General features: G+C 72.4%; 22 protein-coding genes. 10 read left to right on the plus strand and 12 right to left on the minus strand.

Features of this window, described 5'->3' with window-relative positions; translation table 11 throughout:
• Nucleotides 1–7 precede the first annotated feature (7 nt).
• Entirely contained in the window at nt 8–1,432 is a 1,425-nt protein-coding gene (locus ACIBFB_RS00730) for an aldehyde dehydrogenase family protein (protein ID WP_397224680.1), read from the minus strand.
• Between the two features lie 331 nt (nt 1,433–1,763).
• Between ACIBFB_RS00730 and ACIBFB_RS00735 the strand changes: the two genes are divergently transcribed.
• Nucleotides 1,764–3,566 (plus strand): hypothetical protein, encoded by a 1,803-nt coding sequence (locus tag ACIBFB_RS00735; protein WP_397224682.1) that lies wholly within the window; start codon nt 1,764–1,766, stop codon nt 3,564–3,566.
• Nucleotides 3,567–3,608: 42 nt separating this feature from the next.
• Complete coding sequence (locus tag ACIBFB_RS00740; RefSeq protein ID WP_397224684.1) at nt 3,609–4,499, plus strand: 3-methyladenine DNA glycosylase; 891 nt, start codon at nt 3,609–3,611, stop codon at nt 4,497–4,499.
• 63 nt (nt 4,500–4,562) lie between these two features.
• Here ACIBFB_RS00740 and ACIBFB_RS00745 read toward each other — a convergent pair whose 3' ends face one another.
• The 7 genes from ACIBFB_RS00745 to ACIBFB_RS00775 form a co-directional block, all read right to left on the minus strand.
• Nucleotides 4,563–5,336, minus strand: a complete 774-nt coding sequence (locus tag ACIBFB_RS00745) for an LPXTG cell wall anchor domain-containing protein (protein WP_397224686.1) — start codon at nt 5,334–5,336, stop codon at nt 4,563–4,565.
• A gap of 177 nt (nt 5,337–5,513) precedes the next feature.
• The gene (locus ACIBFB_RS00750; protein WP_397224688.1) at nt 5,514–7,097 is read right to left on the minus strand and encodes a serine hydrolase domain-containing protein; all 1,584 of its coding nucleotides are present in this window, start codon (nt 7,095–7,097) and stop codon (nt 5,514–5,516) included.
• 73 nt (nt 7,098–7,170) lie between these two features.
• The gene (locus ACIBFB_RS00755) at nt 7,171–8,274 is read right to left on the minus strand and encodes an ABC transporter ATP-binding protein (RefSeq protein ID WP_397224690.1); all 1,104 of its coding nucleotides are present in this window, start codon (nt 8,272–8,274) and stop codon (nt 7,171–7,173) included.
• The gene (locus ACIBFB_RS00760; protein ID WP_397224692.1) at nt 8,271–9,329 is read right to left on the minus strand and encodes an ABC transporter ATP-binding protein; all 1,059 of its coding nucleotides are present in this window, start codon (nt 9,327–9,329) and stop codon (nt 8,271–8,273) included. The genes ACIBFB_RS00755 and ACIBFB_RS00760 overlap by 4 nt, the downstream gene beginning before the upstream one ends.
• A gap of 2 nt (nt 9,330–9,331) precedes the next feature.
• Nucleotides 9,332–10,315, minus strand: coding sequence for an ABC transporter permease (locus ACIBFB_RS00765; RefSeq protein WP_397224694.1), 984 nt, complete (start codon nt 10,313–10,315; stop codon nt 9,332–9,334).
• Nucleotides 10,315–11,319, minus strand: a complete 1,005-nt coding sequence (locus tag ACIBFB_RS00770) for an ABC transporter permease (protein WP_397224696.1) — start codon at nt 11,317–11,319, stop codon at nt 10,315–10,317. The genes ACIBFB_RS00765 and ACIBFB_RS00770 overlap by 1 nt, the downstream gene beginning before the upstream one ends.
• A 144-nt stretch (nt 11,320–11,463) precedes the next feature.
• Nucleotides 11,464–13,131, minus strand: a complete 1,668-nt coding sequence (locus tag ACIBFB_RS00775; RefSeq protein WP_397224698.1) for an ABC transporter substrate-binding protein — start codon at nt 13,129–13,131, stop codon at nt 11,464–11,466.
• Between the two features lie 403 nt (nt 13,132–13,534).
• On the opposite strand from ACIBFB_RS00775, the gene ACIBFB_RS00780 reads away from it, so the two are divergent.
• Nucleotides 13,535–13,963: a helix-turn-helix domain-containing protein gene (locus tag ACIBFB_RS00780; protein ID WP_397224700.1), complete on the plus strand. Its 429-nt coding sequence runs from the start codon at nt 13,535–13,537 to the stop codon at nt 13,961–13,963.
• Nucleotides 13,960–14,808: an alpha/beta fold hydrolase gene (locus ACIBFB_RS00785; RefSeq protein WP_397224702.1), complete on the plus strand. Its 849-nt coding sequence runs from the start codon at nt 13,960–13,962 to the stop codon at nt 14,806–14,808. Before ACIBFB_RS00780 ends, ACIBFB_RS00785 begins: the two co-directional genes overlap by 4 nt.
• Here ACIBFB_RS00785 and ACIBFB_RS00790 read toward each other — a convergent pair.
• Both ACIBFB_RS00790 and ACIBFB_RS00795 read right to left on the minus strand, forming a co-directional pair.
• Nucleotides 14,779–15,312: a hypothetical protein gene (locus ACIBFB_RS00790; protein WP_397224704.1), complete on the minus strand. Its 534-nt coding sequence runs from the start codon at nt 15,310–15,312 to the stop codon at nt 14,779–14,781. The two genes, ACIBFB_RS00785 and ACIBFB_RS00790, sit on opposite strands and share 30 nt — an antisense overlap.
• Nucleotides 15,313–15,450: 138 nt before the next feature.
• Nucleotides 15,451–15,966, minus strand: a complete 516-nt coding sequence (locus tag ACIBFB_RS00795; protein WP_397224706.1) for a gluconokinase — start codon at nt 15,964–15,966, stop codon at nt 15,451–15,453.
• A gap of 134 nt (nt 15,967–16,100) precedes the next feature.
• Here ACIBFB_RS00795 and ACIBFB_RS00800 point away from each other — a divergent pair, with 134 nt between their 5' ends.
• A complete protein-coding gene (locus ACIBFB_RS00800; RefSeq protein WP_397224708.1) occupies nt 16,101–16,805 on the plus strand; it encodes a FadR/GntR family transcriptional regulator in 705 nt (234 codons plus the stop codon).
• A gap of 35 nt (nt 16,806–16,840) precedes the next feature.
• Here the strand turns inward: ACIBFB_RS00800 and ACIBFB_RS00805 are convergent, their stop codons facing one another.
• Together ACIBFB_RS00805 and ACIBFB_RS00810 are read right to left on the minus strand one after the other, a co-directional pair.
• Nucleotides 16,841–18,217 (minus strand): GntP family permease, encoded by a 1,377-nt coding sequence (locus ACIBFB_RS00805; RefSeq protein WP_397224710.1) that lies wholly within the window; start codon nt 18,215–18,217, stop codon nt 16,841–16,843.
• A 234-nt stretch (nt 18,218–18,451) separates the two neighbouring features.
• On the minus strand, nt 18,452–19,633 hold the full coding sequence (locus ACIBFB_RS00810) for a caspase family protein (protein WP_397224712.1): 1,182 nt from the start codon (nt 19,631–19,633) through the stop codon (nt 18,452–18,454).
• 230 nt (nt 19,634–19,863) lie between these two features.
• On the opposite strand from ACIBFB_RS00810, the gene ACIBFB_RS00815 reads away from it, so the two are divergent.
• From ACIBFB_RS00815 to glpK, 5 genes are all read left to right on the plus strand, one after another.
• Nucleotides 19,864–20,502 carry a DJ-1/PfpI family protein gene (locus ACIBFB_RS00815; protein ID WP_397224714.1) on the plus strand — a complete coding sequence of 213 codons (639 nt, stop codon included), beginning with the start codon at nt 19,864–19,866 and terminating at the stop codon, nt 20,500–20,502.
• Nucleotides 20,499–20,954, plus strand: a complete 456-nt coding sequence (locus tag ACIBFB_RS00820) for a MarR family winged helix-turn-helix transcriptional regulator (RefSeq protein WP_397224716.1) — start codon at nt 20,499–20,501, stop codon at nt 20,952–20,954. Before ACIBFB_RS00815 ends, ACIBFB_RS00820 begins: the two co-directional genes overlap by 4 nt.
• Before the next feature lie 89 nt (nt 20,955–21,043).
• Nucleotides 21,044–22,057, plus strand: a complete 1,014-nt coding sequence (locus ACIBFB_RS00825) for a threonine aldolase family protein (protein ID WP_397224718.1) — start codon at nt 21,044–21,046, stop codon at nt 22,055–22,057.
• A gap of 151 nt (nt 22,058–22,208) precedes the next feature.
• Entirely contained in the window at nt 22,209–23,000 is a 792-nt protein-coding gene (locus ACIBFB_RS00830) for an IclR family transcriptional regulator (RefSeq protein WP_397224720.1), read from the plus strand.
• Nucleotides 23,001–23,310: 310 nt separating this feature from the next.
• Nucleotides 23,311–24,816 (plus strand): glycerol kinase GlpK, encoded by a 1,506-nt coding sequence (gene glpK, locus ACIBFB_RS00835; protein ID WP_397224722.1) that lies wholly within the window; start codon nt 23,311–23,313, stop codon nt 24,814–24,816.
• Nucleotides 24,817–24,905 lie beyond the last annotated feature (89 nt).

Consider the following 24,905-nt stretch of genomic DNA (forward strand, 5'->3'; position numbering starts at 1 on the left):
GCACACGTCACAGGTCGATGCCGGTGAGCACCAGGACGCGCTCGTAGGTGAGGTCATCCATCGCGGAGCGGACGCCCTCCTTGCCCACGCCGGACTTGCGGACGCCGCCGTAGGGCATCTGGTCGGCGCGGAAGGTGGGGACGTCGCCGATCACCACGCCGCCGACCTCCAGCTCCCGGTGGGCGCGGAACGCGGTGGGCAGGTCGCGGGTGAACACGCCCGCCTGGAGACCGAAGTCGCTGTCGTTGACGGCGGCGAACGCGGCGTCGGTGTCGGCGACCCGCTGGACCACCAGGACCGGGCCGAACACCTCCTCGCGCACGACCTTGGCGTCGGCGGGGGCGTCGGCGACCACGGTCGGGGCCACGGTCACGCCGTCGCGGGTGCCGCCGGTGAGGATCGTGGCACCCGCCTCGGCGGCCTCGTTGACCCAGGCCTCGACCCGCTCGGCGGCGGCCTCGTCGACCAGCGGGCCGACCTCGGTGTCCGGGTCGGCGGGGTCGCCCACGCCGAGGGCCTCCACCCGCTCGACCAGCTTGCCGACGAACGCGTCGTGGACCGCGTCCTCGACGATCACGCGCTGGACGCCGATGCAGACCTGGCCCGCCTGGTTGTTGCCGAACAGGGCGACGCGCTGTGCGGCCCAGTCCAGATCGGCGTCGGCCAGGACGACGGCGGCCGCGTTGCCGCCGAGCTCCAGGGTGACGTGCTTGTGCGGGGCGCGGCGCTGGAGCTCCCAGCCGAACTGGCCGCCGGTGAAGGAGATGACCGGCAGGCGCTCGTCGGTGATGAGCGGGGCGGCGCGCTCGTTGGGCATCGGCAGGACGGACAGCGCGCCGCCGGGCAGCTCGGTCTCGGCGACGATCTCGCCGAGGATGAGCGCCGTCATGGGCGTGGCCGGGGCGGGCTTGAGGATGATCGGGGCGCCGACGGCCAGGGCCGGGGCGATCTTGTGCGCGACCAGGTTCAGCGGGAAGTTGAACGGGGAGATGCCCAGGACCGGGCCCTTGGGGACGCGGCGGATGAGCGCCATGCGGCCCGTGCCGCCGGCGTCGGTGTCCAGACGCTGGAGTTCGCCGCTGTCCCGGCGGGCCTCCTCGGCGGCGAGGCGGAAGACGGACACGGCGCGCCCGACCTCGCCGCGGGCCCACCTGATCGGCTTGCCGCTCTCGGCGGTGATCGTCTGGGCGATCTCCTCGGCGCGCTCGCCGATCCGGCGGGACACGTGTGCGAGGGCGTCGGCGCGCACGTGCGCGGGCAGGGCGGCGGTCTCGTCGGCGACCGCGTGCGCGGCGGCCACGGCCTCCTCGATCTGGGCCGCGGTGGGCACGGCGACGGTGCCCGCGGGGCGACCCGTGTAGGGGTTGACGACGGTGATCTCGGTGTCGCCGGTCGCGGCGGTGCCGGCCAGCCAGAACGGACGCGTAGACATGCCAGGAACGCTAGCCGCCGCCGCGGGGGCGCGCCTTGTCCACCGTTGCCAAGCCGTTCCCCGGACTTGGCCACACTGGCGCACCGGACACATTCCCGCCGCCCCGGGACCTTCTCCCCCGGGTGCGCCAGGACCTGTGATCCACAGGCGGTACCGCGCCCCGTCGGGCACGCTCCGAAACGTCTAAGCTGAACTTCCTGAGAAGGGATCTTCGGTCAACCGACTAGCGTTGGCGGACGCCTTCGTTCACAGTGGTTGATGAGGGCTCTGCCTGCGCGTTCGGGTCGGCCCTCGGGTCCACCGCCACCGACGGGAAGCCCGGGAGCGCTCATTGCCACTTGTCTACCGCACGCTCGTCTCGGTCCCCGAAACCGATGGTGACCTGGTCGCCGTCACGTCGACGGTCCTGTCCCGGTGGCTGAGCAAAAGGGGGAACTCGGGCGCGCGCGTGGACTTCTCCGCCTCGGGGCGTTTCGAACTGAGCAACCGGTCGCGGGCCCTGGTGGTGCGGCACGACAACCCCGACGAGGGGCTGACGTTCCTGCGCCTGACCACCGAGTCGGACAAACCCGACGGCGTGTGGCGCACCGTGGCCACCGCGGTCGTCGATCCGGAACTGTCCCCCTGGCACCACGTGTGGATCGACATGAGCGTCGACCCGCTCGACCGCGCCGACCCCCCGCCGGACGCGCCGCGCCCGGACGTCATGCCGCCCGAGGCCGCGCGGATGATCCTGGAGGAGGTCGACGCCCACGACGGCCGCTGGCCCATGCCGTCGGCCCCCCAGATCGTGCGGGGCCGAGACGACGCCCTGGTCGAGGCGCTGGTGTCCACGATCCGGGACCCGGGCCGCCGGATGGCGATCGTGGCCACGGGCGCCCCGCGCGACGTCACCGTGGCGGGCTGGCGCGGCGCCATGGCCACGGCCCTGGCCCGGTGCACCGGCATGTGCGCCGGATACGTGCTCGACGCCGCCGCCCTGGAGCGGGTGGGCGGACTGCTGCCGGAGGCGCTGGACGTTCCGGCGGGCGGGGTGCGCACCTTCTTACCCGGGGTCGACCCCTCGGACGAGGCGGACAGCGCGCGCCATCCCCGGATGAGCCCGACCACGCTGGACAGCGCGCGGGACGGGGACCGCATCCGCAACTGGGTGGGCGCGGCGCTCGCCCGCAAGGTCCGGGACAACGCCGTGGGCGTGACGCTGCCCGACCCCCTGCGCGCCATCGACGCCCTCCTCACCGAGGAGACGGCGGACCTGCGCTCCCACGCCCCGCCCGTCGCGCGCGCCCCGCTGCCCCCGCCCCCGTCGGGCCACGCGCACCAGGCCGCCCCGGACTCGGTCACCTCGGCCGAACTCGCCGCCGCCCAGGAACGGGAGGCCCAGGAACTGCTGACCCAACGCCTGCGCGACCAGGTCAAGCGGCTCAGCGCCCGCATCAGCGAGCTCACCGACGAGCGCCAGGAGCTGGTCGCCGAGACCGCCGACCTCACAGACGAGCTCGACACCGCCCGCGAACAGCTGCGCGCCGCCCGCCACGAGACCCGGTGGCTGCGCGCCCAGGCGCGCGAGGCCGGGCTCTACCGCCTGGCGGCCGCGCCCGCGCCGCGCGACACCCGGCGCCCTCCCCCCACCTGCGTGAGCGAGCTCCTGGAACAGATCACCGACGGCTCCGCCCTGCCGCACCTGTTCTTCACCATCGAGGACCACGACACGGTGTACGAGCTCTCCGACAGCCGCAAGGAGGGGCTGTGGGTCACACGCGCCTGGGAGGCGCTGCTGGCCCTCAACGACTACGCCCGCTACCAGTTCGACAACCCGGGCAGCGGACTGGGCTTCCACTCCTACCTGCGCGAGACTCCGGACGGGTACCAGGTGATCCCGGTCAAGCGGCTGGCGTCCCAGGAGTCGGACTACGTGCGCAACCGGGGCAAGCTCAACGACAAGCGGCTCTTCCGGGTGCCCACGGAGGTGGACCCGAGCGGCCGGGTACCCATGTACGCCCACATCAAGCTCGACACCGAGTACGGGATCTGCCCGAGGCTGTACTTCTACCCCCACCTGGGCCCGGGCACCACCAACCGCGTCTACGTCGGCTACCTCGGCCGCCACCTGCCGGTGCAGCAGTCGAACTGACTCCGCGCGCCGCGTCCCCGGGCCGCGCGTACCCTGGGGGCCGTGACGGGAACGACGACCGGGGCGGTGGCCGCCCTCGCCGAGCACGAGTGGCGTGAGCGCGCCCTGCGGCACGAGCGGCGCGTGGACGCGCTGCTCGCCGACCACCTGCGGCGCCGCGCGGAGGGCGAGCGCCACCCGGTGGAGGACTTCCTGTTCACCTACTACAACCTCAAGCCCTCGCAGATGCGGCGCTGGCACCCGGGCGTCGGGACCGTCCTGCTGGGCCCGGGCGCCCGGGCCCGGCTGGAGGAGCGCTTCTACACCGAAGTCCCCGGAGTTCCCGGCGCCGTGGGGTTGGACGCCGAAGGTTTCCGCTCGGCCCGGCGCGTCGTGGACTTCGTCGAACGCCTGCTGTCGGCGGTCGCCGGGCGCCCCGCCCACCTGGGGTGCTTCGGACTGCACGAATGGGCGATGGTGTACCGGACCGACGAGGTCCGGCACGGCCGGGTGCCGCTGCGGCTCGGCCGGGAGGGCACCGACCGGGTCGTGGAGTCGCACCGGATCCGGTGTTCCCACTTCGACGCCTTCCGGTTCTTCACCGAGCCCGCCCGTCCGCTCAACACGCTGCGGCCGTCCCGCGAGACCCAGGCCGACCTGGACCAGCCGGGCTGCCTGCACGCCAACATGGACCTGTACAAGTGGGCGTACAAGCTCGCCCCGGCGGTCCCGTCCGAGCTGCTGGCGGACTGCTTCGAGCTGTCCCGGGACATCCGCGTCCTGGACATGCGCGCCTCCCCCTACGACCTGCGCGCGTGGGGGTACGAGCCGGTCCGGATCGAGACCGCCGACGGCAAGGCGGAGTACATGGCCGCCCAACAGGGGTTCGCCGAGCGCGGCGCCGGACTCCGGCGGCGGCTGCTCGACGTCTGCGCGGCCCTGCGCGCGGCCTGAGCCCCGGCACGCGACGGGGGCGGCGCCAGGCCCGGCGCCGCCCCCGCGTGGTCGCGCGGAACCCTACTCCTCGACGGAGCCCCTGCGCCGGCGGCTGAAGTACACCGCGGCGCCTCCGCCAGCGACGGCCAGGGCGCCGGCGGTGACCAGGCCCGCGAGCGCCGAACCCGTCACGGGCAGGCTCGGGGAGCCGTCGTCCGGGGCGGGCGCGTCGTCGGCGTCGGTCGGAGTCCCGCTCGGGGCCGGGGACTCGTCAGGGGTCGGCGTGGAGTCGGGGTCCGTCGGCCCGGCCGAGGGGTCGTCGGTCGGGCTCGGCTCCTCGGACGGCTCCTCGCTGGGGTCCTCGGAGGGCTCCTCACTGGGCTCGGGTGACGGCTCCGGGCTCGGCTCCTCGTCCCCGCAGTCGACCTTGAAGACCTTGTGCTTGGCGTCGGAGCTGTTCTGGCCCTCGAAGGTCCAGTTCAGCCGGTAGTGGCCGTCCGGGAGGTCCAGGAGTTCGGTGCTGCCCCCGCCTTCGTCGTCCAGGACGAGGGTGCCCTCCAGGACGGTCTCGCGCGAGTCCGGCGCGCCGCCCTGGGTGACGATCTCCCACGTCACTTCCTGGCCCGCGTCGAAGCCGAAGGAGGTGACGTGGAAACCGCAGACCTTGGGGACGTTGCGGCGGTCCTCCTCGGGTCGCTCGGGGTCGTGGATCTTGACGGTGCCGTTGTCACCCCGGGCACCGTTGCCGGGGTCGGCCGACGCGACGGCGGCGCCGCCGAGGACGAAACCGGCGGCGAGTGCCGCGCCGGTGAGCAGGCGCACGCTGAGCGCGCCGAATCCGGGGTTGGGGGACACAGGGGACTCCTGCGGTGTGCGAGCCCGGAGAGCGGGGATCCAGGGCGAATGGTGAAAAGGAACGGTATAAACCTAACCCGTGTCCCAGCCGGAACAGGGAACACACACGTCACAGATACCCAACGGAGACCGTCGCGAGCGGTGCGGCACGCACGGCCCGGACCGCGGGGAACCCGGTCAGGCGTGGGCCGCCGCCAGGCCCCACAGCGTGAGCGCGCCGAGGGTGAGCGAGAGGGCCACCGACAGGACGAACACGGGCACGTGCACCCACCGCCAGCGCGCGTTCTCCGTCGGCAGCCCACGGAAGTGCCACACCCCGACCGTCACCGCGGCGGCGGCCACCCCCGCGGCCAGCGCCCACAGCGCCAGCGGAGCCCAGGTCCAGTCGCCGAGGCGCTGTCCGGCGACGAGCCAGGCCACCGCTCCCAGGGACAGCGACACGACACGCAGCCGGTCGAGCGGGCTCCGCGCGGCCAGCGTCCGGCGGCGCAGCATGAGCGAGAGCAGGAGGACCGGCGCGGCCACCGCCATCGCGGTCACGGCCGCCGTGAGGAGGGTGGGAGGTGAGAGGGGCAGCGGTTCGGGGGCGTCCCCCAGGAGCGCGTAGGCCAGGTCCGCCGCGTCGACGCTCTGGCTGTTGGACATGACGACCACGCCGTGGGCGTCGTCGAAGGCCAGCATCGTGCTGGTGCCGAACGTGTCACCGGCGTGCCCGGTCACGGAGCCGACACCGGCCACGTCGACCGTGAACCAGGACAACCCCAGCGCCACCTGGTCCGACCCCCTCCGGGAGACCGGGACCCACTCGTACACGGGCTCCACGGCGCTCGCGCCGGGTGCCGCGCCCTGGGTGACGGCGGTGAGGAAGCGGACCAGGTCGGAGGGGGTGCTCCAGGTGGCGCTCCCGGCGGGCGCGTAGTCGGTGTTGCCCCACGGCTCGGTCGGCGCCCCGGGAACGCTGTGCGGCCGCGCCCCTCCCCCGGGGACGCCGATGACGGTGTCGTCCATGCCGATCGGCTCCAGGACCCGCTCGGCCACCAGCTCCTGGTAGGGGGTGCCGCTCTCCGCGGCCAGCGCCGCGCCCAGCACGGAGAAGCCGAGGTCGGAGTACCGGAACGCGCCGGGATGGCCGGCCGTGGTGGTCTCCAGCGCCTCCACCGGCGGCGGGGCGTCCGCGAAGGGGTCGGTGAGGGTGAGCGACGGGAGGACGTAGGCGTCCAGCACCATGCCGTCGGGGACGGTCGGCAGGCCCGAGTGGTGGGTGGCCAGGTCCTCCAACGAGGCCCCGGCGACGCCCGGGTCGGCGAAATCGACGTCGGGGAAGATCTCGAAGAGCGTGCGGTTGAGCGAGGTCTCGCCCCTGTCGACCATGTCCGCCAGTGTCATCGCCGTGACCGTCGTGAACAGCGCACCGGTCTCGAACCACGTCTCCTCGTCCACGGGGACCGTGCCGTCCTCGGTCCCGGCACGCGCGAACGCGACCGCGCCCGGGTCGTCGACCGGGAAGCGGGCCACCACCAGCCCCTGCACGTTCCGCGCGTCGAGCACGGTCGCCACGTCGTCGGCGAGCGCCTCGTCCCCCCCGACCGCCGGGACCGGCGGCGGGGAGACGGGGGCGAACAGGAAGGCGAGGACGGACGCGACCACGCCCACCGCCAGGGCGACCAGCCACACCCGCACAGGCGCCTCGGCGGGGAGGGGACGTCCCACCCTCGCCGAAGGGACGGTCGTCCCGTAGCCGTGGCCGGCGGGTTCATCCATGACTCCATGGTGGCGCACACCACACCGCCCCGGAAGGCGACGCCCCGACCGCGTGGATCGCCCCGGACCGGTCTCAGGCCCCGTGCACGATGCGTTCGGCGCGCTCCTCGCTCGGCTGGATCTGGCCGGACAGGATCCTCTCGGCGTGGTGGCACGCCACCCGGTGCGTGCCCGTCTCCGGCACGCCCTCCAACCGCCGCAGTTCCGGCCGTTCCGTGGCGCACCGTTCGTCCTGCCGCCACGGGCACCGGGTGTGGAACCGGCACCCCGACGGCGGGTTGGCGGGCGAGGGCAGGTCCCCGGCGAGCAGGATCCGCTCCCGGGCGTCCTCCACCTCCGGGTCCGGGACGGGCACCGCGGACATGAGCGACCGCGTGTACGGGTGCAGCGGCGTCCGGTACAGGTCGTCGCTGTCGGCCTCCTCGACCAGGCCGCCCAGGTACATCACCCCGACCACGTCGCTCACGTGGCGGACGACCGCCAGGTCGTGCGCGATCACGAGGTAGGTCAGCCCGAGTTCGCGCTGCAGCTCCTCCAGCAGGTTCAGCACCTGGGCCTGGATCGACACGTCCAGCGCCGACACCGGTTCGTCGCAGATGATGAGGTCCGGTTCCAGCACGAGCGCCCGGGCGATCCCGACGCGCTGGCGCTGCCCGCCGGAGAACTCGTGCGGGTAGCGGGTGAGCGCCTTGGCGGACAGTCCGACCCGTTCCAGGGCCTCGACCACGCGCCTCCGCTGGTCCCGGAGCACGAGGTTCCGGTGCTCACGGCCGCGCGACGGGTCCCCTCCCCCGTCGGGCCCGCCGATCCCGTGCGCGCGCAGCCCCTCCATGAGGATCGACCCCACGTTCTGCCGGGGGTTGAGGCTGCCCAACGGGTCCTGGAAGACCATCTGGAGCCTGCGCCGTTCCCGCCGCATCGACCGCGCGTCGAGCCCGGCCAGGTCCCGGCCGTCGAACCGCACCGCGCCGCCGGTGATGTCCGACAGGCGCAGCACGGCACGGCCCAGGGTGGTCTTGCCGCAGCCCGACTCGCCGACCAAGCCGTAGGTCTGGCCGCGCTCGACCGCCAGACTCACTCCGTCGACCGCGCGCACGTGGCCGATGGTCCGGTCGATCACCACCCCCCGTCTGATCGGGAAGTGCACCTTCAGGTCCTCGATCCGCAGCAGACTCATACCCGGTCCTCCTCGTCCTCGGCCGCCGCGTCCGGCGCCTCCTCCGCCGCCCCGGCGTCTCCGGAGGGGTTGACGCAGCGGTGCACGTGGGCGCCGCCGTCCTCCGTCGGCACCAGCGCGGGAGGCCCCTGGAGGCACGCCGTCGCGTAGTGGTCGCAGCGCGGGGCGAAGGCGCACCCGTCGGCCCAGGCGATGTTGTCGTTGACCGACCCCCGCACCGGCGTGAGCGGTTCGCCGCGCGGGGCGTCCAACCGGGGGATGGAGCCGAGCAGTCCGACGGTGTAGGGGTGGGTGGGGTCGGCGAACAGCCGCGACCGGGACGCCCGCTCCACGGCCCTCCCCGCGTACAGGACGTTGATGTCGTCGCACAGGCCGGCGACCACGCCCAGGTCGTGGGTGATCATCAGCAGGGCGGTGCCCTCCTCGACGACCAGGTCGCGCAGCAGCTCCAGGATCTGCGCCTGGATGGTGACGTCCAGCGCCGTGGTCGGCTCGTCGGCGATCATCAGCCGGGGGCGGCAGGCGACCGCCATCGCGATCAGCGCGCGCTGGCGCATGCCGCCGGACAGCTGGTGCGGGTACTCGCGCAGCCGCCGCGTCGGATCGGGGATGCCCACCCGGTACAGCAGGTCTGCGGCCTCCTTGCGGGCCCGTTCCCCGTTCAGGCCGCGGTGGCGGGTGAGGATCTCGGTCACCTGGCGGCCGATGGGGACGACCGGGTTGAGCGAGCTGAGCGGGTCCTGGAAGATCATCGCGAGCCGGGATCCGCGCAGATCGCGCATCCGCCTCTGGGACAGGGTGAGCAGGTCGACGTTCCCGTCCGGCAGCCGCAGCACGGCGGAGCCGCCGACCTTCACGCCCCGTTCGGGCAGCAGCCCCATCAGGGCCAGCGACGTGACGCTCTTGCCGCACCCGGACTCGCCGACGAGGCCGGTGACCCGACCCTCCTCCAGCGTGAAGGACACCCCGTCCACGGCGCGGGTCTCGTCCGCCCCGCGCCGCCGGAACACCACGGACAGCTCGTCCACGGTCAGCAGTGGCGTGCTGGAACTCATGGCTACTTCCTCAGCTTGGGGTCGAGGGCCTCCCGCATCGCCTCACCGAGGAGGGTGAAGCCGAGCGCGGTCACGATGATGCCCAGGGCGGGGTAGACCGCCAGGGAGGGCGCGCTGGACAGGAAGCGCTGGGCGTCGGCGAGCATCGTCCCCCACTCGGGGAAGGACGGGTCCGGGTTGCCCAGGCCCAGGTAGGACAGCGCGGCGGCGTCGATGATCGCGGTCGCCAGGGTGAGCGTCGACTGCACGATCACCGGCCCCATCGAGTTGGGCAGGATGTGGGTCAGCGCGATCCTGCGTTCGCCCACGCCCAGCGCCCGCGCGGCGAGCACGTAGTCGCGGCCGCCCTGGGAGATCATCGCGCCGCGCAGCAGCCGGGCGAAGATCGGCACCTGGGCCACACCGACCGCCAGCATGACCGTGAGCAGGCTGGGGCCGATGAGCGCCGCCACGGTGACGGCGAGCAGCAGGGTGGGCAGGGCGAGCATCATGTCGATGACGCGCATGACGACGTTGTCGAGCTGGCGGCCCCAGCGTCCGCCGAGCACGGAGGCGGCGCCCGCCGTCCCGCCGAGCAGGGCGCCCACGCCGAAGCCGACGACCGTGGCGACCACCCCGACGAGGAGGGTCTGCCGGGCGCCGATCACCATGCGGGAGAACTGGTCGCGGCCGAGGTTGTCCAGTCCGAACCAGTTCTCGGCGCGTGGGCCGACGAACACGTTGCGGTTGGGGAAGACCTCGTCGCCCCAGGTCTGGGCCACGGGGCTGTAGGGCGCGATCAGCGGGGCGAACAGGGCGATGAGCAGGAACAGGACGACGATGGCTGCGCCCGCGATCGCCATCGGGCTGCGCCGCATGCGGGAGAGGGCCTCCCGCCAGACGCTCGCGCCGTGGCCGTCGTCGGTCCGCTCGCCCATGAGTTCGGCGAGCCGGTCGACCCTGGCCGCCTTGCGGCCGAGGAGGGGGGAGCTGGGTGTCGTCGGCATCACTGGGCCCGCACTCTCGGGTCGAGGAGGCTGTAGGAGATGTCCACCAGCAGGTTGATGAAGACGTACATGGTGGCGATGAGCAGGATGAAGCCGGTCAGCGCCGGGTAGTCGCGCTCCTGGGTGGCGGAGTAGACGAAGGAGCCGATGCCGGGGAAGGCGAAGACGCTCTCGGTCAGGACCGCCCCCGCGAACAGGCTGCCGGTGAGCAGGCCGACGGCGGTGACCACGGGCAGCATCGCGTTGCGCATGACGTGGCGGGTGCGCACGGTGCGGCGGTGCAGCCCCTTGGCGTCGGCGGTGCGCACGTAGTCCTCGCCCAGGACCTCCAGGACGCTGGCGCGGGTCATGCGGACGATGACGGCCAGCGGGATCGAGGCCAGGGCGAGACCGGGCAGGATCAGATGGACGAGCCCGTCCCAGACCACGTCCCACTCACGGGTCATGACGGCGTCGAGCAGGACGAACCCGGTGATGTCGGTCCGGCTCAGGCCCGGTGAGAGCCGGAACGCGGAGGGCAGCCAGCCCAGGGTCTCGGCGAAGACCGCCTTGAGGATGAACGCCAGGAAGAAGACCGGTGTGCAGATCCCGAGGAGGGAGCCGCCGACCGCCGCGAAGTCGAGGGCCGAGCCGCGTCGGCGGGCGGCCAGGTACCCGAGCGGGATGCCCGCGCAGACCGCGATGAGCATGGCCGTGACGGACAGCTCGACCGTGGCGGGGAACCGTGTCAGGAACTCGGTGAGCACGGGTCTGCCGGTCTGGAGGGAGGCGCCCAGGTCGCCCTGGGCGATCCTCCGGAGGAAGGCGAGGTACTGGACGGTGAAGGGTTCGTCCAGGCCGAGCGCGCGCCGCAGCGCCTCGCGCTGCTCCTCGGTGGCGTCGTCGGGGAGGAGGGCGTACTCGGGGCCGCCGGGCAGCCGTTGCAGCCAGGCGAACAGCAGGATCGACAGGCCCCCCAGGGTGGGGATCAGCTGGAGGGTGCGCCTGACGACGAATCGCAGCACCTTCGCCGCCTTTCGTCAGCGGTGGGAACGATGAGACGGGCGGCGCCCCGACGGGGTGGGGCGGGAGCGCCGGTGCGCGGGAGGGGCCCGACCGGGGTCGTGGTCGGGCCCCTCCCCTCCCCCGTCAGGGAGAGGGGGCGCGGGTCACTGCCAGGAGGCCTCGCGGAACTCCTCCTGGGTCAGTGGGCTCACGTTCGGCGGGTCGACGTTCGGCGCGAAGGCGATGGAGGGCGGGGAGCTGGAGATGGGCAGCCCGGGCAGGATCTCCATGATCTGCTCGTTCAGGCCCTCGTAGGCGGCGACCCGCTCCCCGGTGTCCGGGTTGGAACTGGCCTCGGCCATGGCCTCGAACAGGTCCTCGTCCCGCAGCCCGAACTCGTCGGAGGGGCCGCTGAACCAGGTGCCGATGAAGTTGTAGGCGTCGTTGTAGTCGCCGGTCCAGCCGAGCAGGTACATGTCGCAGTCGCCCGCGTTGGTCCGCGGGATGTACTCGGTCCACTCGTAGGTCGTCGGCTCCACGGTGACGCCGACGGCCTCCAGGTCGGCGGCGATGACATCGAAGATGTCGCGCGGCGCGGGCATGTAGGGCCGGGTGACGTCGGTGGGGTAGCAGAACTCGACCGTCAGGTCCTCCTGCCCGGCGTCCGCCAGCATCTGCTCCGCCAGGTCGGGGTCGTACTCGTAGGTCTGGACGTCGGGCGACCAGCCGTCGAGCGTGTCGGGCATGAACTGGGTGGCCACCTCACCGCCCTCGGGGAGGATGGTGTCGACGATCCGCTGCCGGTCGACCGCGTGCGCGAGGGCCTGGCGGACCTCCAGGTCGGCGAGGGACTCGTTGGTCTCCTGCTGGTAGGCCATGTAGAGGACGTTGAACACGCCGCGGGTGGGCACCTGGAACCCGGCGGCCTCCAGGGGTTCGACGTCGGCGGGGGCGACCAGGTCGTAGCCGTGGATGTCGCCCGCCTCCAAGGCCTGGCGGCGCGCGTTCTCGTCGGGGATGGCGCGCAGGATCATGGTCTCGAAGCCCGCGGGCTCGCCCCAGTAGTCGTCGTAGCGCTCCAGGGTGACCTCGGCCTGGTCGCGGTTCCACTCCGTGACGCGGAACGGGCCCGTTCCGGCGACCGTCCCCGCCTCCTGGGTGTAGGAGGGAAGGGTGAAGTTGCCGGGCTCGCCGGTGATCTCCTCGTCGGCGACCTGCTCGATCACGGCCGGACTCATGATGCCGAAGGCGGCCAGGGAGAACCCTCCGGGGAAGACCGACGAGTACTCGGAGACGGTGATGACCGCGGTGAGCTCGTCGGTCGCCTCGCAGGACTCGAAGCGGGGCTCGCCCAGGTCCTCGTTCTCGTTCTCGGCGAAGCCGCCGAAGATCGCCTGCCAGTAGTAGGAGTTGTTCCCGTCCTGGTAGGGACCGGTCATGGTGTACCAGCGGTCGAAGTTGGCGCAGACCGCCTCGGCGTTGAATTCCTCGCCGTCGTGGAAGGTGACGCCGTCGCGCAGGTGGAAGGTCCATTCGGTGCCGTCCTCGGACTGTTCCCAGTCCTCGGCGAGGCCGCCGACGATCTCCGTGCCGCCGGATTCGTGTTCCAGCAGTGTTTCGAAGACCTGCCTGCTGTAGCGGAATGTTTCTCCACTACTGGTGAAGAAGGGGTCGAGGGTGCTGATGTCGCCGGCGCTCGCGAAGACGAACGGCTCGGAGTCGTCGCCACCCGACCCCTCGCGGTCGCTCTCCGCGCAGGCTGTCGCCACCAGCACGAGTGAGGCGGCCGCGGCGAGGAGCGCGAGCGGCCTTCCGGAAGACTTCCTGAACATGGTCCACCTCGGTGTGGGCGGGGGGTCGAGGCCCTGGTCGATAGGTCGGACCCTAAACCGCGTGAAGTCCGCCGGGGAAGATGGACGGCTGGGTATTAATACAACCGTTTCAGTTCTGTGCCGCGATCCATAGGTCGGGTTTTGTGCGCGCCGTGTGAAGGCCGCCCCCGTTATCACGCGAACCGCGGGAAAGAAACCCCTCCGTGAATTATGTGGTTATTGGTCGTCGAGTGCCCAGATTAAAAAGGATGATGGGACGTTCAACGTTTGTCTTCTTTGTCCACTCACGCGGCGTTGGGGACCCAGGTCCGACACCGGGCACAGGACTCCTGACGCCACACGCACCTATTGTTCCTTAAACTTCCCTGTTGCCATGGAAGATGAGGAAGGTTAGAGTATCCTTGTGAATGATCGTCTCTACTCCGTGGACCAGGTCGCCGAGCGGCTGGGCCTCCACGTCCGCACCGTCCGCACCTACGTGCGCGACGGGCGGCTCAACGCGGTGCGCATCGGCAAGCAGTACCGGATCGCCCAATCCGACCTGGAGGCCTTCACCGGGCGGCCGATGCCCGATCCGCCGGGCGCGGCCTCCGGGCCGCCGCGCGGCGAGGTGTCGAGCATCGTGGAGATCGAGGGCGTGGACCGGGCGACCGCCGACCGGGTGACCACACTCCTGACCAGCGTGGCGGCCAGCCCCCGCGCGGACGGCCCGCCGCTGGGCGTCAAGACGGTCTTCGACGCCGAGCGGTCGCGGATGAAGGTCGTCGTCCTGGGCGGTCTGGCGGACACCGCCCGGATGCTCGACTGCCTGGAGGGGGTGCTCGCCCCGTGAGCGCGATCTACCGTTCGCCCGCCGGCGAGCGGGCGATCCGGGACCGCTACCGCCGTGACCTGGACGCCTGGCCGGTCCCCGTCGAACACCGGCGGGTGCCCACCCGCCAGGGCGAGACGTTCGTCGTGGTCTGCGGACCGCGGGACGCGCCCCCGGTCGTGCTGCTGCACGGTTCGGGCGCCAACACGTCGGCGTGGAGGGAGGACGCCGCCGTCCTGGCCCGGCGGAACCGGGTCCACTGCGTCGACCTCGTCGGCGAGCCGGGCCTGAGCGCGCCCTCGCGCCCGCCGCTGGACTCCGACGCCCTGTCCGCGTGGCTGGACGAGGTCCTGGACGGGCTGGGGATCGGCGGGACCGCGCTCGTCGGGACGTCCCTGGGCGGTTGGGTGGCCCTCGACCACGCCGTCCGGCGCCCGGAGCGGATCCGCGCCCTGGCCCTGCTGTGCCCGGGCGGCCTGGGTCGGCAGACCACGGAGCGGATCCTCGCGGCCCTGCTGCCGCGCCTGTTCGGGGCACGCGGACGGCGCCGCTCGGTGCGGGCGGTGACGGGCCTGAGGGATCCGGAGGACCGGGAGGTGCTGGACGCCGTGCAGGAGACCTTCTCCGGGTTCCGGCCGCGTACCGAACGGCTGCCCGTCTTCTCCGACGACGCCCTGCGCGGCCTGGCGATGCCGACCCTGGTGATCGTGGGCGACCGCGACGCGATGTTCGATTCCCGCGGGACCGTCCGCCGCGTGCGCGCGCTGGTCCCGCACGCCGCGGTGACCGTCCTGCCCGGAACCGGACACGCGATCCTCGGGCAGGGGGAGACGCTCTCAGCCTTCCTGGCCGACGCGGCCGGCTGAGCCCGCCGGGTCCGCCGCGCACCAGCGGCGGACCACCGTGGTCCACAGGGCGACGTTGACGAGGACGGCGGCCAGCGCCGCCAGGGCCCCGGCGACCATGAGCGGGGTGCTGGCGACCTGGGCCGCCCGGTGCAGGCCCGACAGGGCGACGGCCATCCCCAGGAGGGCGCCCGCCTGGGACACCCGCCACAGCAGGGGCACGGCCCTGAGCACCGGCACGGCCAGCCCGGCCATCGCCGCGCCCGCCGCGGCGGAGCCGACCAGCACGGTCCACAGCCCGGTGGCGACCGGGGCGGGGACGCCGGCGCCCAGGCGGTCCCAGGCCGCGTACGCGAGGTAGGCGAAGAAGGGTGCGGTGGCGAACATCAGGACGCAGGCGTGCAGCACGTCCGACGGGGCCCGTTCACCGGGGCGGCGTCCGGCGAGGAGGCCGCTGCCGGGCGTCGGCGCGGCGGTCCCGGGTCGCTGCTCGGTGACGGAGGGGGAGGAAACCGTCTCATACATGACGAACAGGGTCGCGTGCGGCGCGGCGCGGCGCAACAGGGGGATGGCCCCAATCCTCCCCGAGCCGAGGCCCCCAACCCGGAGCGGACCGCGCGACCCGTTCGGAGTTCGCAGGTCAGAGACGTTCCCGCGGGGAGTTCAGGTCCCGGCGGGGCGGGACTGGCGGCCGACATAGGCCAAAGCGCGCTCAGTGAGCACGTCGACGTCCTCGCGCACGTCGAACACCTCCCCGAGTTCGTCGGGGCCCAGATCCTCCAGGGTGGCCAGCTGCGACTCCAACAGCGCTGGAGGCATGAAGTGGCCCTCCCGGGCGCCCATGCGCGCGCTGATCACCTCGAAGGACCCGCTCATGTGCAGGAAGCGCACGTCCGGCGCGCCCTCGCGCAGCACGTCGCGGTAGGACCGTTTCAACGCCGAGCACGCCATGACGGTGGACTCGCCGCGCGCGTCGTGCCCGGCGATCCACGCCGCGAGGTCGCGCAGCCAGGGCCACCGGTCCTCGTCGGTCAACGGCACGCCCCGGGCCATCTTGGCGATGCTCCCCGCGGGGTGGAACGCGTCGGCCTCCGCGAAGGGCAGGTCGAGCCGCCCCGCCACGCGCGCGGCCACCGTGGTCTTGCCGCTCCCCGAAACGCCCATGAAGACGAAGTGCATGGTCTCTCCCGCTCTCGTGTGTACCCGCGTGCTCACGCGACCACCGCCATCAATAGTGATATCAATCAGTCCGGCTAGGCTTCGGGCGGACCGCGTCCCACACGGCGGGCGGAATCCGGAGCGCTGGGAGCACGATGGGCACTGACAACCGCACACTGCACAACCGCGTGCTGGCGGTCCTGGGCCCCGCGATCGCCGCCGACGAGTACGAGCCCGGCCACACGTTCACGCTCCAGGGCCTGGAGGAGGACTTCGGGGTCTCCCGCACGGTCGCCCGCGAGGCCGTCCGCGTCCTGGAGTCGATGCGCCTGGTGGTCAGTCGGCCCCGGACCGGGATCCGCGTGCTCCCGCGCTCCGACTGGAGCGTCTTCGACCCCCAGCTGATCCGCTGGCGCCTGGCCGGGCCGGGCCGGATGGCGCAGCTGCGCTCGCTCAACGAACTGCGCGCCGCCGTGGAACCGGCCGCCGCCGCCCTCGCTGCCGTGCGCGGCGACGGCGAGGAGCGCGCCCAGCTCGTCGTGGTCGCCGAGCAGATGACCCGCACCGGACGCGCCGGGGACCTGGACGCCTTCCTCGACCTCGACATCGCCTTCCACCGCCGGATCCTGGAGCTGTCGGCGAACGAGATGTTCGTCGGACTCTCCCAGGTGGTGGCCGAGGTGCTGATCGGTCGCACGTCCTTCCACCTCATGCCGCGCAACCCCCGCCCGGAGGCGCTGCGCCTGCACACCGCGGTGGCCCGGGCCGTCGCCGACGGTCTGCCCGACGTGGCCGAGGCGGCCATGCGCTCGATCGTCAGCGAGGTCGCCGGCGCGCTGGAGGGCGACGGGCGGGGATGACGCGGGTTCCCGCCCGTCGCCCGCGCGGGAACAGGTCACACCACCAGGCTCAGTCCGAAGGCGAAGCCGAAGCCGACGAAGCCGATGAGGGTCTCCATGACCGTCCACGTCTTGAGCGTCGTCTTGACGTCCATGCCGAGGAAGCGGCCGACCAGCCAGAACCCGGAGTCGTTGACGTGGGAGAAGGCGGTGGCGCCGCAGGCGATCGCGATGACGATCAGGGCCAGGTCGATCGAGGACAGGCCGCCGGTGGCGTGCACCGCGGGGGCGATGAGACCGGCCGCCGTGGTCAGGGCCACCGTCGCCGACCCCTGCGCGACCCGCAGGGCCAGCGCGATGACGAAGGCCGCGACGATCACGGGGAGCCCGGTGGACTCCAGGGTCCCGGCGAGGGCCTCGCCGATGCCGCTGGTGCGCAGGACGCCGCCGAACATGCCGCCGGCGCCGGTGATGAGGATGATGCCGCAGACCGGGCCGAGCGCCCCGCCGACGATCTCCTCGACCTTCGCGCGGGAGTACCGGCCGTGGCCGAGCGCGATCATCGCGACGAGCACGGTGAGCAGCAGCGCGATCGGGGTCTGGCCCAGCAGCTGCAGGACCCGCACCCACAGGGCGTCCTCGGCGACGGCGCCGGTGGCCACGAGGGTGGCGGTGCCGGTGTTGCCGAAGATCAGCACCATCGGGAGCAGCAGGATGCCCAGGACGGTGGCCAGGCGCGGCGGGTCGTCGTGCTTGACGGTGCCGTCGGCCAGGATGTCGTCGGGGACGGGGATCTCGAAGCGCTTGCCCGCCCACAGGCCGTAGAGGTAGCTGGAGAGGTACCAGGTGGGGATGGCCAGGACCAGGCCGACGAGGAGGGCGAGGCCCATGTCGGCGCCGATCTCGACGGCCGCGGTGACCGGTCCGGGGTGCGGCGGGACGAAGGCGTGCATGACCGCGAACGCACCGGCCGTCGGCAGGGCGTAGGTGAGCACCGATCCGCCCAGGCGCCGGGCGACGCTGAAGACGATCGGCAACATGACGATGAGGCCGACGTCGAAGAAGATCGGGAAGCCGAAGAGCAGGGAGGCCACGCCGAGCCCGAGGGGGGCCCGCTTCTCCCCGAAGGCCTTGATCAGGGCCCCGGCGAGGACGGCGGCGCCGCCGGTGACCTCCAGGAGGCGGCCGATCATGACGCCGAGGCCGACCAGGAGGGCGACGTTGGCGAGGGTGCCGCCGAAGCCGCCGAGGAGGGTCGGCACCACGCCGGAGGCGGGGATCCCGGTCGCGAGCGCGGTGAGGACGCTGACCAGGACGAGCGCGACGAACGCGTGCAGTCTGAAGCGGATGATCAGGAGCAGCAGGAGGGCGATGGCGCCGGCCGCGATCCCGAGGAGGGGTCCCGTGCCGTAGACGGGTTCGAAGTTCTCCACGACGGAGCCTTCCGGTGGGCGGATGTGGACACTGGGCCGCCGAGGACACGGCCGTGACCTGCGCTTGGAACAGGTGACGGCAATGGTAATACCATTTGTGAGCCCGTGTGAACCGGGTCGTTCGGATCTGTTACGTCCGCGAGACCCGCGTCACCCCCGCGCCCCCACGCGGAAACATGTCCGGGCCCGTGGCGCGGGACGCCACGGGCCCGGAGGGGCGGGTTCGTCGTCGCCTCAGGCGCTCAGCCCGGCGGCCACCGCCTCCCCCACCTGGCGGGAGGTCAGGTAGGGCGCGGCGTCGTGCGCCTTGGGCCCGTTGTCCACCGACCGGTCGTCGACCCCGCCGAACAGCGGATCCAACGCCTTGACGAGCGCGACCACGTCACGCCGGTCGGCCACGTCGGTCCACGCGCCGACGCTCGGCGGTCGCGTGCCCCGGCCGTCGGAGGGCGACGGGACGAGGCGGTCGAAGATCAGTCCGGAGATCCCCAGCGGCGAGCCGAGCGTCACCAGATCGACCAGTTCGCGCAGGACCCGTTCCCGCCCGCTGAAGTACCGGCCCTGCTCGGACTCGAACTCGACCCCGCGCGAACGCGGCCCGTAGTGCTCGATCAGCTCGGCCGCCTGCCGCTGGAGGTCGAGGTCGGTCCCCTCGGCGGGCAGCCCGGGCCGGTAGGAGTCGTTGGGAAGGAACGGGTCCAGCCCCGTCCCCGCCCCCTTGGCCAGTTCGGCGCGCTGGTGGACGCCCGACTCCCCGAAGTGGTCGTTGACGTGCTGAACCACCGACGCCAGATCCAGGTAGGGCTGCCGCTGGCCCGCCCGCTCCGTCGCGGCCGCGACCGCCTCCCGCAGCGCGGGCGCGAAGGCCCTGTCCTGGGCGAGGTCCTTGGCACGGGCCGAGGACAGGAAGCACACCGAACTGGCCACGTCCCCGCCGGTGAAACGGTAGGCGAGGGTCCGCAGCGCGTACCCGGCGGCGTCGGAGGCCCCCGCACCGGCCGAGCAGGTGTCGAGGACGACCATGAGCCGTCGGAGCCGCCCCTCGCACAGGATGCGTGCCAGGTCCTCGGTGGCCAGCGCGGTGGAGGCCGGGTTCTCGATCTTCGTGTCCCAGCAGCAGAGATAGTGCCGGTCCCGGTCGGGCGCGTATCCGTGCCCGGCGAAATACACGACGACGATGTCCGTTTCGTCGAGTTCTACATCCTCCGCCCAGAATCTGATTCTCTCTCGGATTCCGTGCGCGCTGTCGTACTCCCCCACACCCTCCAGCACGGACGTGTAGCCCAGGCCGGTGAACAGGTCCCGCACGGCCCGCACGTCCTCACCGACCCCGCCCAACTGCCCGTCGCTCGGGAGGTGCTGGTACCGGGAGACGCCAACGGCGACGAGGAAGCGACGGCCGGTCTCGGTCGGCACGGGGGGTCACCCTCTCCGTTTTTCATTCGTGGGGGCTGTGGAATTGTGCACTGTCCGAAAAGGCACGGCGGACCGTTTCTGCTCCATTATGCCCACAGACCTGGCGCGGAGTCCCTACCGTGTCCGCACGGCCGCGGCCGACCGCTCGTCCGTGGGGCACACCTCCCCGCAACCTCTCTCGGACAGTCCTCCCTCTTGACAGGATGCTGTCAACATGACAGGATGTTGTCATGAACGAAACACCCAAGCGCACCGTCCACCTCGCCGTCTACGACCAGATGGCCGACTGGGAGATCGGGCACGCCGTCGCGCACATCCGCAACGGACACGCCCACCGGCACCCCGGCCACCACGACGTGGTCACCGTCGGGCTCACCGGCGCCCCCGTCACCACGATGGGAGGGCTGACCGTCCTGCCCGACATCACGCTCCCCCAGCTCAAGCCCTCGGCGAGCGCGATGCTGATCCTCCCCGGCTCCGACCTGTGGGACGCCGACCCCGAGACGCTCACGCCCTTCACCTCGGCCGCCGGGATCTTCCTCGACGCCGGCGTCCCGGTCGCGGCCATCTGCGGCGCGACCGCCGGGCTGGCCCGCGAGGGGCTCCTCGACGACCGCGCCCACACCAGCGCCGTCCCCGAGTACCTCCTGGCCACCGGGTACGCCGGGATCGCGCACTACCGTTCCGAACTCGTGGTCACCGACGGGGACCTGATCACCGCGGGTCCCACCGCGCCGATGGAGTTCGCGCGCGCGATCTTCGCGATGCTGGACCTGTACTCCCCGCGCGTCCTCGACGCCTGGTACCGGCTCTTCGCCAACCACGACCCGGAGGCCTTCGCCGTGCTCGCCGAGGCGTCGCACGCATGACCCGACCCGACCCACGCCATTCCGACCTGTTGTCGGGCACCGCGCTCACGGTGTTCCGCCTCAACGGCCAGCTCCTGACCGTGGCCGAGGAGCTGGCCCGGCCGGTGGGGCTGACCGCCGCCCGATGGCAGGTGCTGGGAGCGGTGACCGACGAGCCCAGACCCGTGTCGGCGGTCGCCCGGAGATTCGGCACCTCGCGCCAGAGCGTGCAGCGCATCGCGGACCTGCTGGTGGAGCAGGGGCTGGCCGAGTACCGCCCCAACCCCGCGCACAGCCGCGCCAAGCTGCTGGCCCCCACCGAGGAGGGGCTGGCGGCGCTGCGCCGGATCGATCCGGACCACGCCCGGGTCGCGGAGGCGCTCGTGAGCGAGCTCGGCGAGGAGGGGACGGCGCGCGCCCTGGAGTCGCTGCGGCTGCTGTCGCAGGCCCTGGACCGGATCGGAGAGTCCTGACCTAGCCCGGATCGCCCCAGTATCGTCGGTTCCACCACCTCACGGGCTCCGCCCCGGAGCCCGGCTCCGCCCCAGCGAGAGGAACGCCGATGATCGACCTGCGCTCCGACACCGTGACCCGTCCGACCTCGGCCATGCGCCGTGCCATCGCCTCGGCCGAGGTCGGCGACGACGTGTTCGGCGAGGATCCGACCGTGCGCGCCCTGGAGGAGGAGACGGCGGCCGCGCTGGGCAAGGAGGCCGCCGTCTACGTGCCGTCCGGGCACATGGCCAACCAGGTCGCGCTGTACGTGTCCACGCGCAGCGGCGAGGAGGTGTGGGCGCACGAGCACCACCACCTCATCGGCGACGAGCAGGGCGCGACGGCGGTCCTGTCCCGAGCGCTGCCGCGCCTGTACTCCGGAGCCCCCGTCCCCGACGACGGCCTCCTGACCGCGTGGATGCGCGGCGCGCGCCAGGACGACGCGCACCGCGCGGAACCGGCGCTGCTGTGGCTGGAGAACACCTTCACCGGACAGGTCGTGCCCCTGGCCGAACAGCGCCGGGTGGTCGCGTTCGCGCACGGCCACGGCATGCGCGCGCACCTGGACGGGGCACGGCTGTGGAACGCGGCGGCGGCGCTCGAGGTGTCCCCCGCCGAGGTCGCGGACGGGTTCGACACGGTGTCGGTGTGCTTCTCCAAGGGGCTCGGCGCCCCCGTGGGGTCCGCCATGGCCGGTGACGCGGCGACCGTCCGCCGTGCCCGGCGCGCCCGCAAGCTGCTGGGCGCCGGCATGCGCCAGGCGGGGATCGTCGCCGCGGGCGCGCTGCACGCGCTGCGCCACCACCGCGAGCGGCTGCCCGAGGACCACAGCCGCGCCGACCTGCTCGCCGATCGGCTCGCGGAGGCGCCGGGACTGTCGGCGCGGGCGCGGACCAACATGGTGCTGGTGCGGACCCCGGAGGGGGCGGCGGACCGGCTCGTGGAGCTGATGTCCGAGCACGGTGTCGCCGCCCTCGCCATCGGCCCCTCCCTCATCCGGCTCGTCCTGCACCTGGACATCACCGACAGCGATGTCGACGCCGCCGCGGGGGAGATCACCAAGGCCGCCGCGGAGCTGTGACGCTCCTCTCCCACGCAGGTCAGGGCACAGGTCGGGGGCTACACTTGCCCGACCGCACGCGGAGCCGAGACGCACGCGAGGTGTGGCGCGTCACATCGCGTAGTAGCATTTGGCGTATGACATTGTCGTACTAGAGAGTGGTTGCACCCCCATGCCGGGAAGAATCCAGTCGATCGAACGCGCCGCCGCCATCCTCCGGCTCCTGGCCAGCGGCGCCCGGGGGCTGAGCCTGGCGGAGATCTCCCGGTCCCTCGAACTGCCCAAGGGCACCGCCCTGGGCATCCTGCGCACCCTCCAGCACGTGGGGTTCGTCGAGCAGGACCCCGAGTCGGGGCGCTACCGCCTGGGCGGCGGCATGCTGAGCCTGGGCACCCGCTACCTCGACGGGAACGAACTGCGCACCCGCGCCCTGAACTGGGCCGACACCCTCGCCTCCCGCAGCGGCGAGAGCGTGCGGATCGGCACCCTGCACAAGAGCCAGGTCCTGGTGGTGCACCACGTCTTCCGCCCGGACTCGACCCGGCAGACACTCGACGTGGGCGACCTCCTGCCCCTGCACGCGACCGCCATCGGCAAGGTCCTCATGGCCTACGACCCCCTCGCCGTCCCCGAGGAGGACACCCCGGCCTCCGAGTCCGACGGGGTGGTCTCGCTCCCCGTGTTCACCCGGCACACGATCGTCTCCCCGGCCGCCCTGGAGGAGCAGTTGGCCGAGGTGCGCGACAACGGCTGGGCGTGGGAGGCCGAGGAGCTGGTCGAGGGCGAGGTCTCCATCGCCGCGCCCATCCGCGACCGGCGCGGCGTCACCGTGGGCGGCATCGGCGTGCGCGGCGCGGTGGAGCGCCTGGCGGGGGAGGACGGGAAGCCGGACATGGAGCAGGTCTCCTACGTCCGCGACGCCGCCCGCGCGATATCCCGGGATCTGGGCGCCACCCCCTACTGACCGCCACCCCGCGCCCGCACGGCCCTCCGCCCCTGAGTCACGCGATATCCGCAGGTCGGAGTGGTGCGTTCCGCGCCAGCCCCTGCCCTGACACAGTTCTCGTACACCCACTGGCGATCACTCTCCGTGGTGTGTGATCCACGCGACACGATTGCGTCACGCCGTCTTGACATGGGAAGGAAAGACGGATGAAACTGACGCGTACTTCATACGTCAATGTCGTACGCCGTTCGGTACATGCCGAGTTCACCCGTTCGACACCCATCCCGGCTTCCAACCCGCAGCCGTCCACCGGAAGGCGAACATCCCGATGAGTCAGCAGTACGTCGCCGCGATCGACCAGGGCACCACGTCGAGCCGCTGCATCCTCTTCGACCGGGACGGACGGATCGTCTCGGTCGACCAGCGCGAGCACCGCCAGATCTTCCCCCAGCCCGGCTGGGTGGAGCACGACGCCGAGGAGATCTGGACCAACGTCGAGGTCGTCGTCCAGCAGGCCCTCCAGAAGAGCGACATCACGCCCGACCAGGTCGCCGCCATCGGCATCACGAACCAGCGCGAGACCACCGTCGTGTGGGACCGCGAAACGGGCAAGCCGGTCCACAACGCCATCGTCTGGCAGGACACGCGCACCCACGACATCGTCCGCGAGCTCAGCGAGGACGGCGGCCAGGACCGCTTCCGCGCCGCGTGCGGCCTCCCGCTCGCCACCTACTTCTCCGGCCCCAAGCTCCGCTGGCTACTGGACAACGTCGAGGGCCTGCGCGGGCGCGCCGAGCGCGGCGAGGTGCTGTTCGGCACCATGGACACCTGGCTCATCTGGAAGCTGACGGGCCACCACGTCACGGACGTGACCAACGCCAGCCGCACCATGCTGATGAACCTCCGCACGCTGGAGTGGGACCCCGAGGTCCTGGACGCGATGGACATCCCCGCGGCCGTCCTCCCCGAGATCCGCTCCTCCTCCGAGGTCTACGGCACCGCCCGCGGCTACCTCGCCGGAACCCCGGTCGCCTCCTCCCTCGGCGACCAGCACGCCGCCCTGTTCGGCCAGACCTGCTTCGACCCGGGTGACGTCAAGGGCACCTACGGCACCGGCACCTTCCTGGTGATGAACACCGGCACCGAGCCGGTCACCTCCGACAACGGCCTGCTCACCACGCTCGGCTACAAGCTGGGCGACGAGCCCGCCGTGTACGCCCTGGAGGGCTCGATCGCCGTCACCGGCTCCCTCGTCCAGTGGCTGCGCGACAACCTGGGCCTGATCTCCACCGCCCCGGAGATCGAGACCCTCGCGCGCACCGTGGAGGACAACGGCGGCTGCTACATCGTCCCCGCCTTCTCCGGCCTGTTCGCCCCGCACTGGCGCAGCGACGCCCGCGGCGTCGTCGCCGGTCTGACCGGCTACGTCAACAAGGGCCACATCGCCCGCGCCGTCCTGGAGGCGTCCGCGTGGCAGACCCGCGAGGTCGTCGACGCGATGAACGCCGACGCCCGGATCGACCTGACCACCCTCAAGGTGGACGGCGGCATGACGGCGGACAACCTCCTCATGCAGATCCTGTCCGACGTGCTCGACGCCGAGGTCGTCCGGCCGATGGTCGCCGAGACCACCTGCCTGGGCGCGGCCTACGCCGCGGGTCTGGCCGTCGGCTACTGGCCGGACGTGGAGACCCTGCGCGCCAACTGGCACAAGGCGGCCGAGTGGACTCCCAAGATGGATCCCGAGGTCCGCGACCGCGAGTACCGCAACTGGAACAAGGCCGTCGAGCGCACCCTCGGCTGGGTCGAGCACCCGGCCGAGAACGCGAAGTAGAACGCTTCGGCGATCCCCTCTGACGACCGCTCCCAGGGGTCACCGGCGACAGCCGGGGATCCCCGGGGCGGCCCCCGGGGCACACCGCG

This window comes from Nocardiopsis sp. NPDC050513, assembly GCF_044457925.1.
In the GTDB taxonomy this organism is placed as follows: Bacteria; Actinomycetota; Actinomycetes; order Streptosporangiales; family Streptosporangiaceae; genus Nocardiopsis.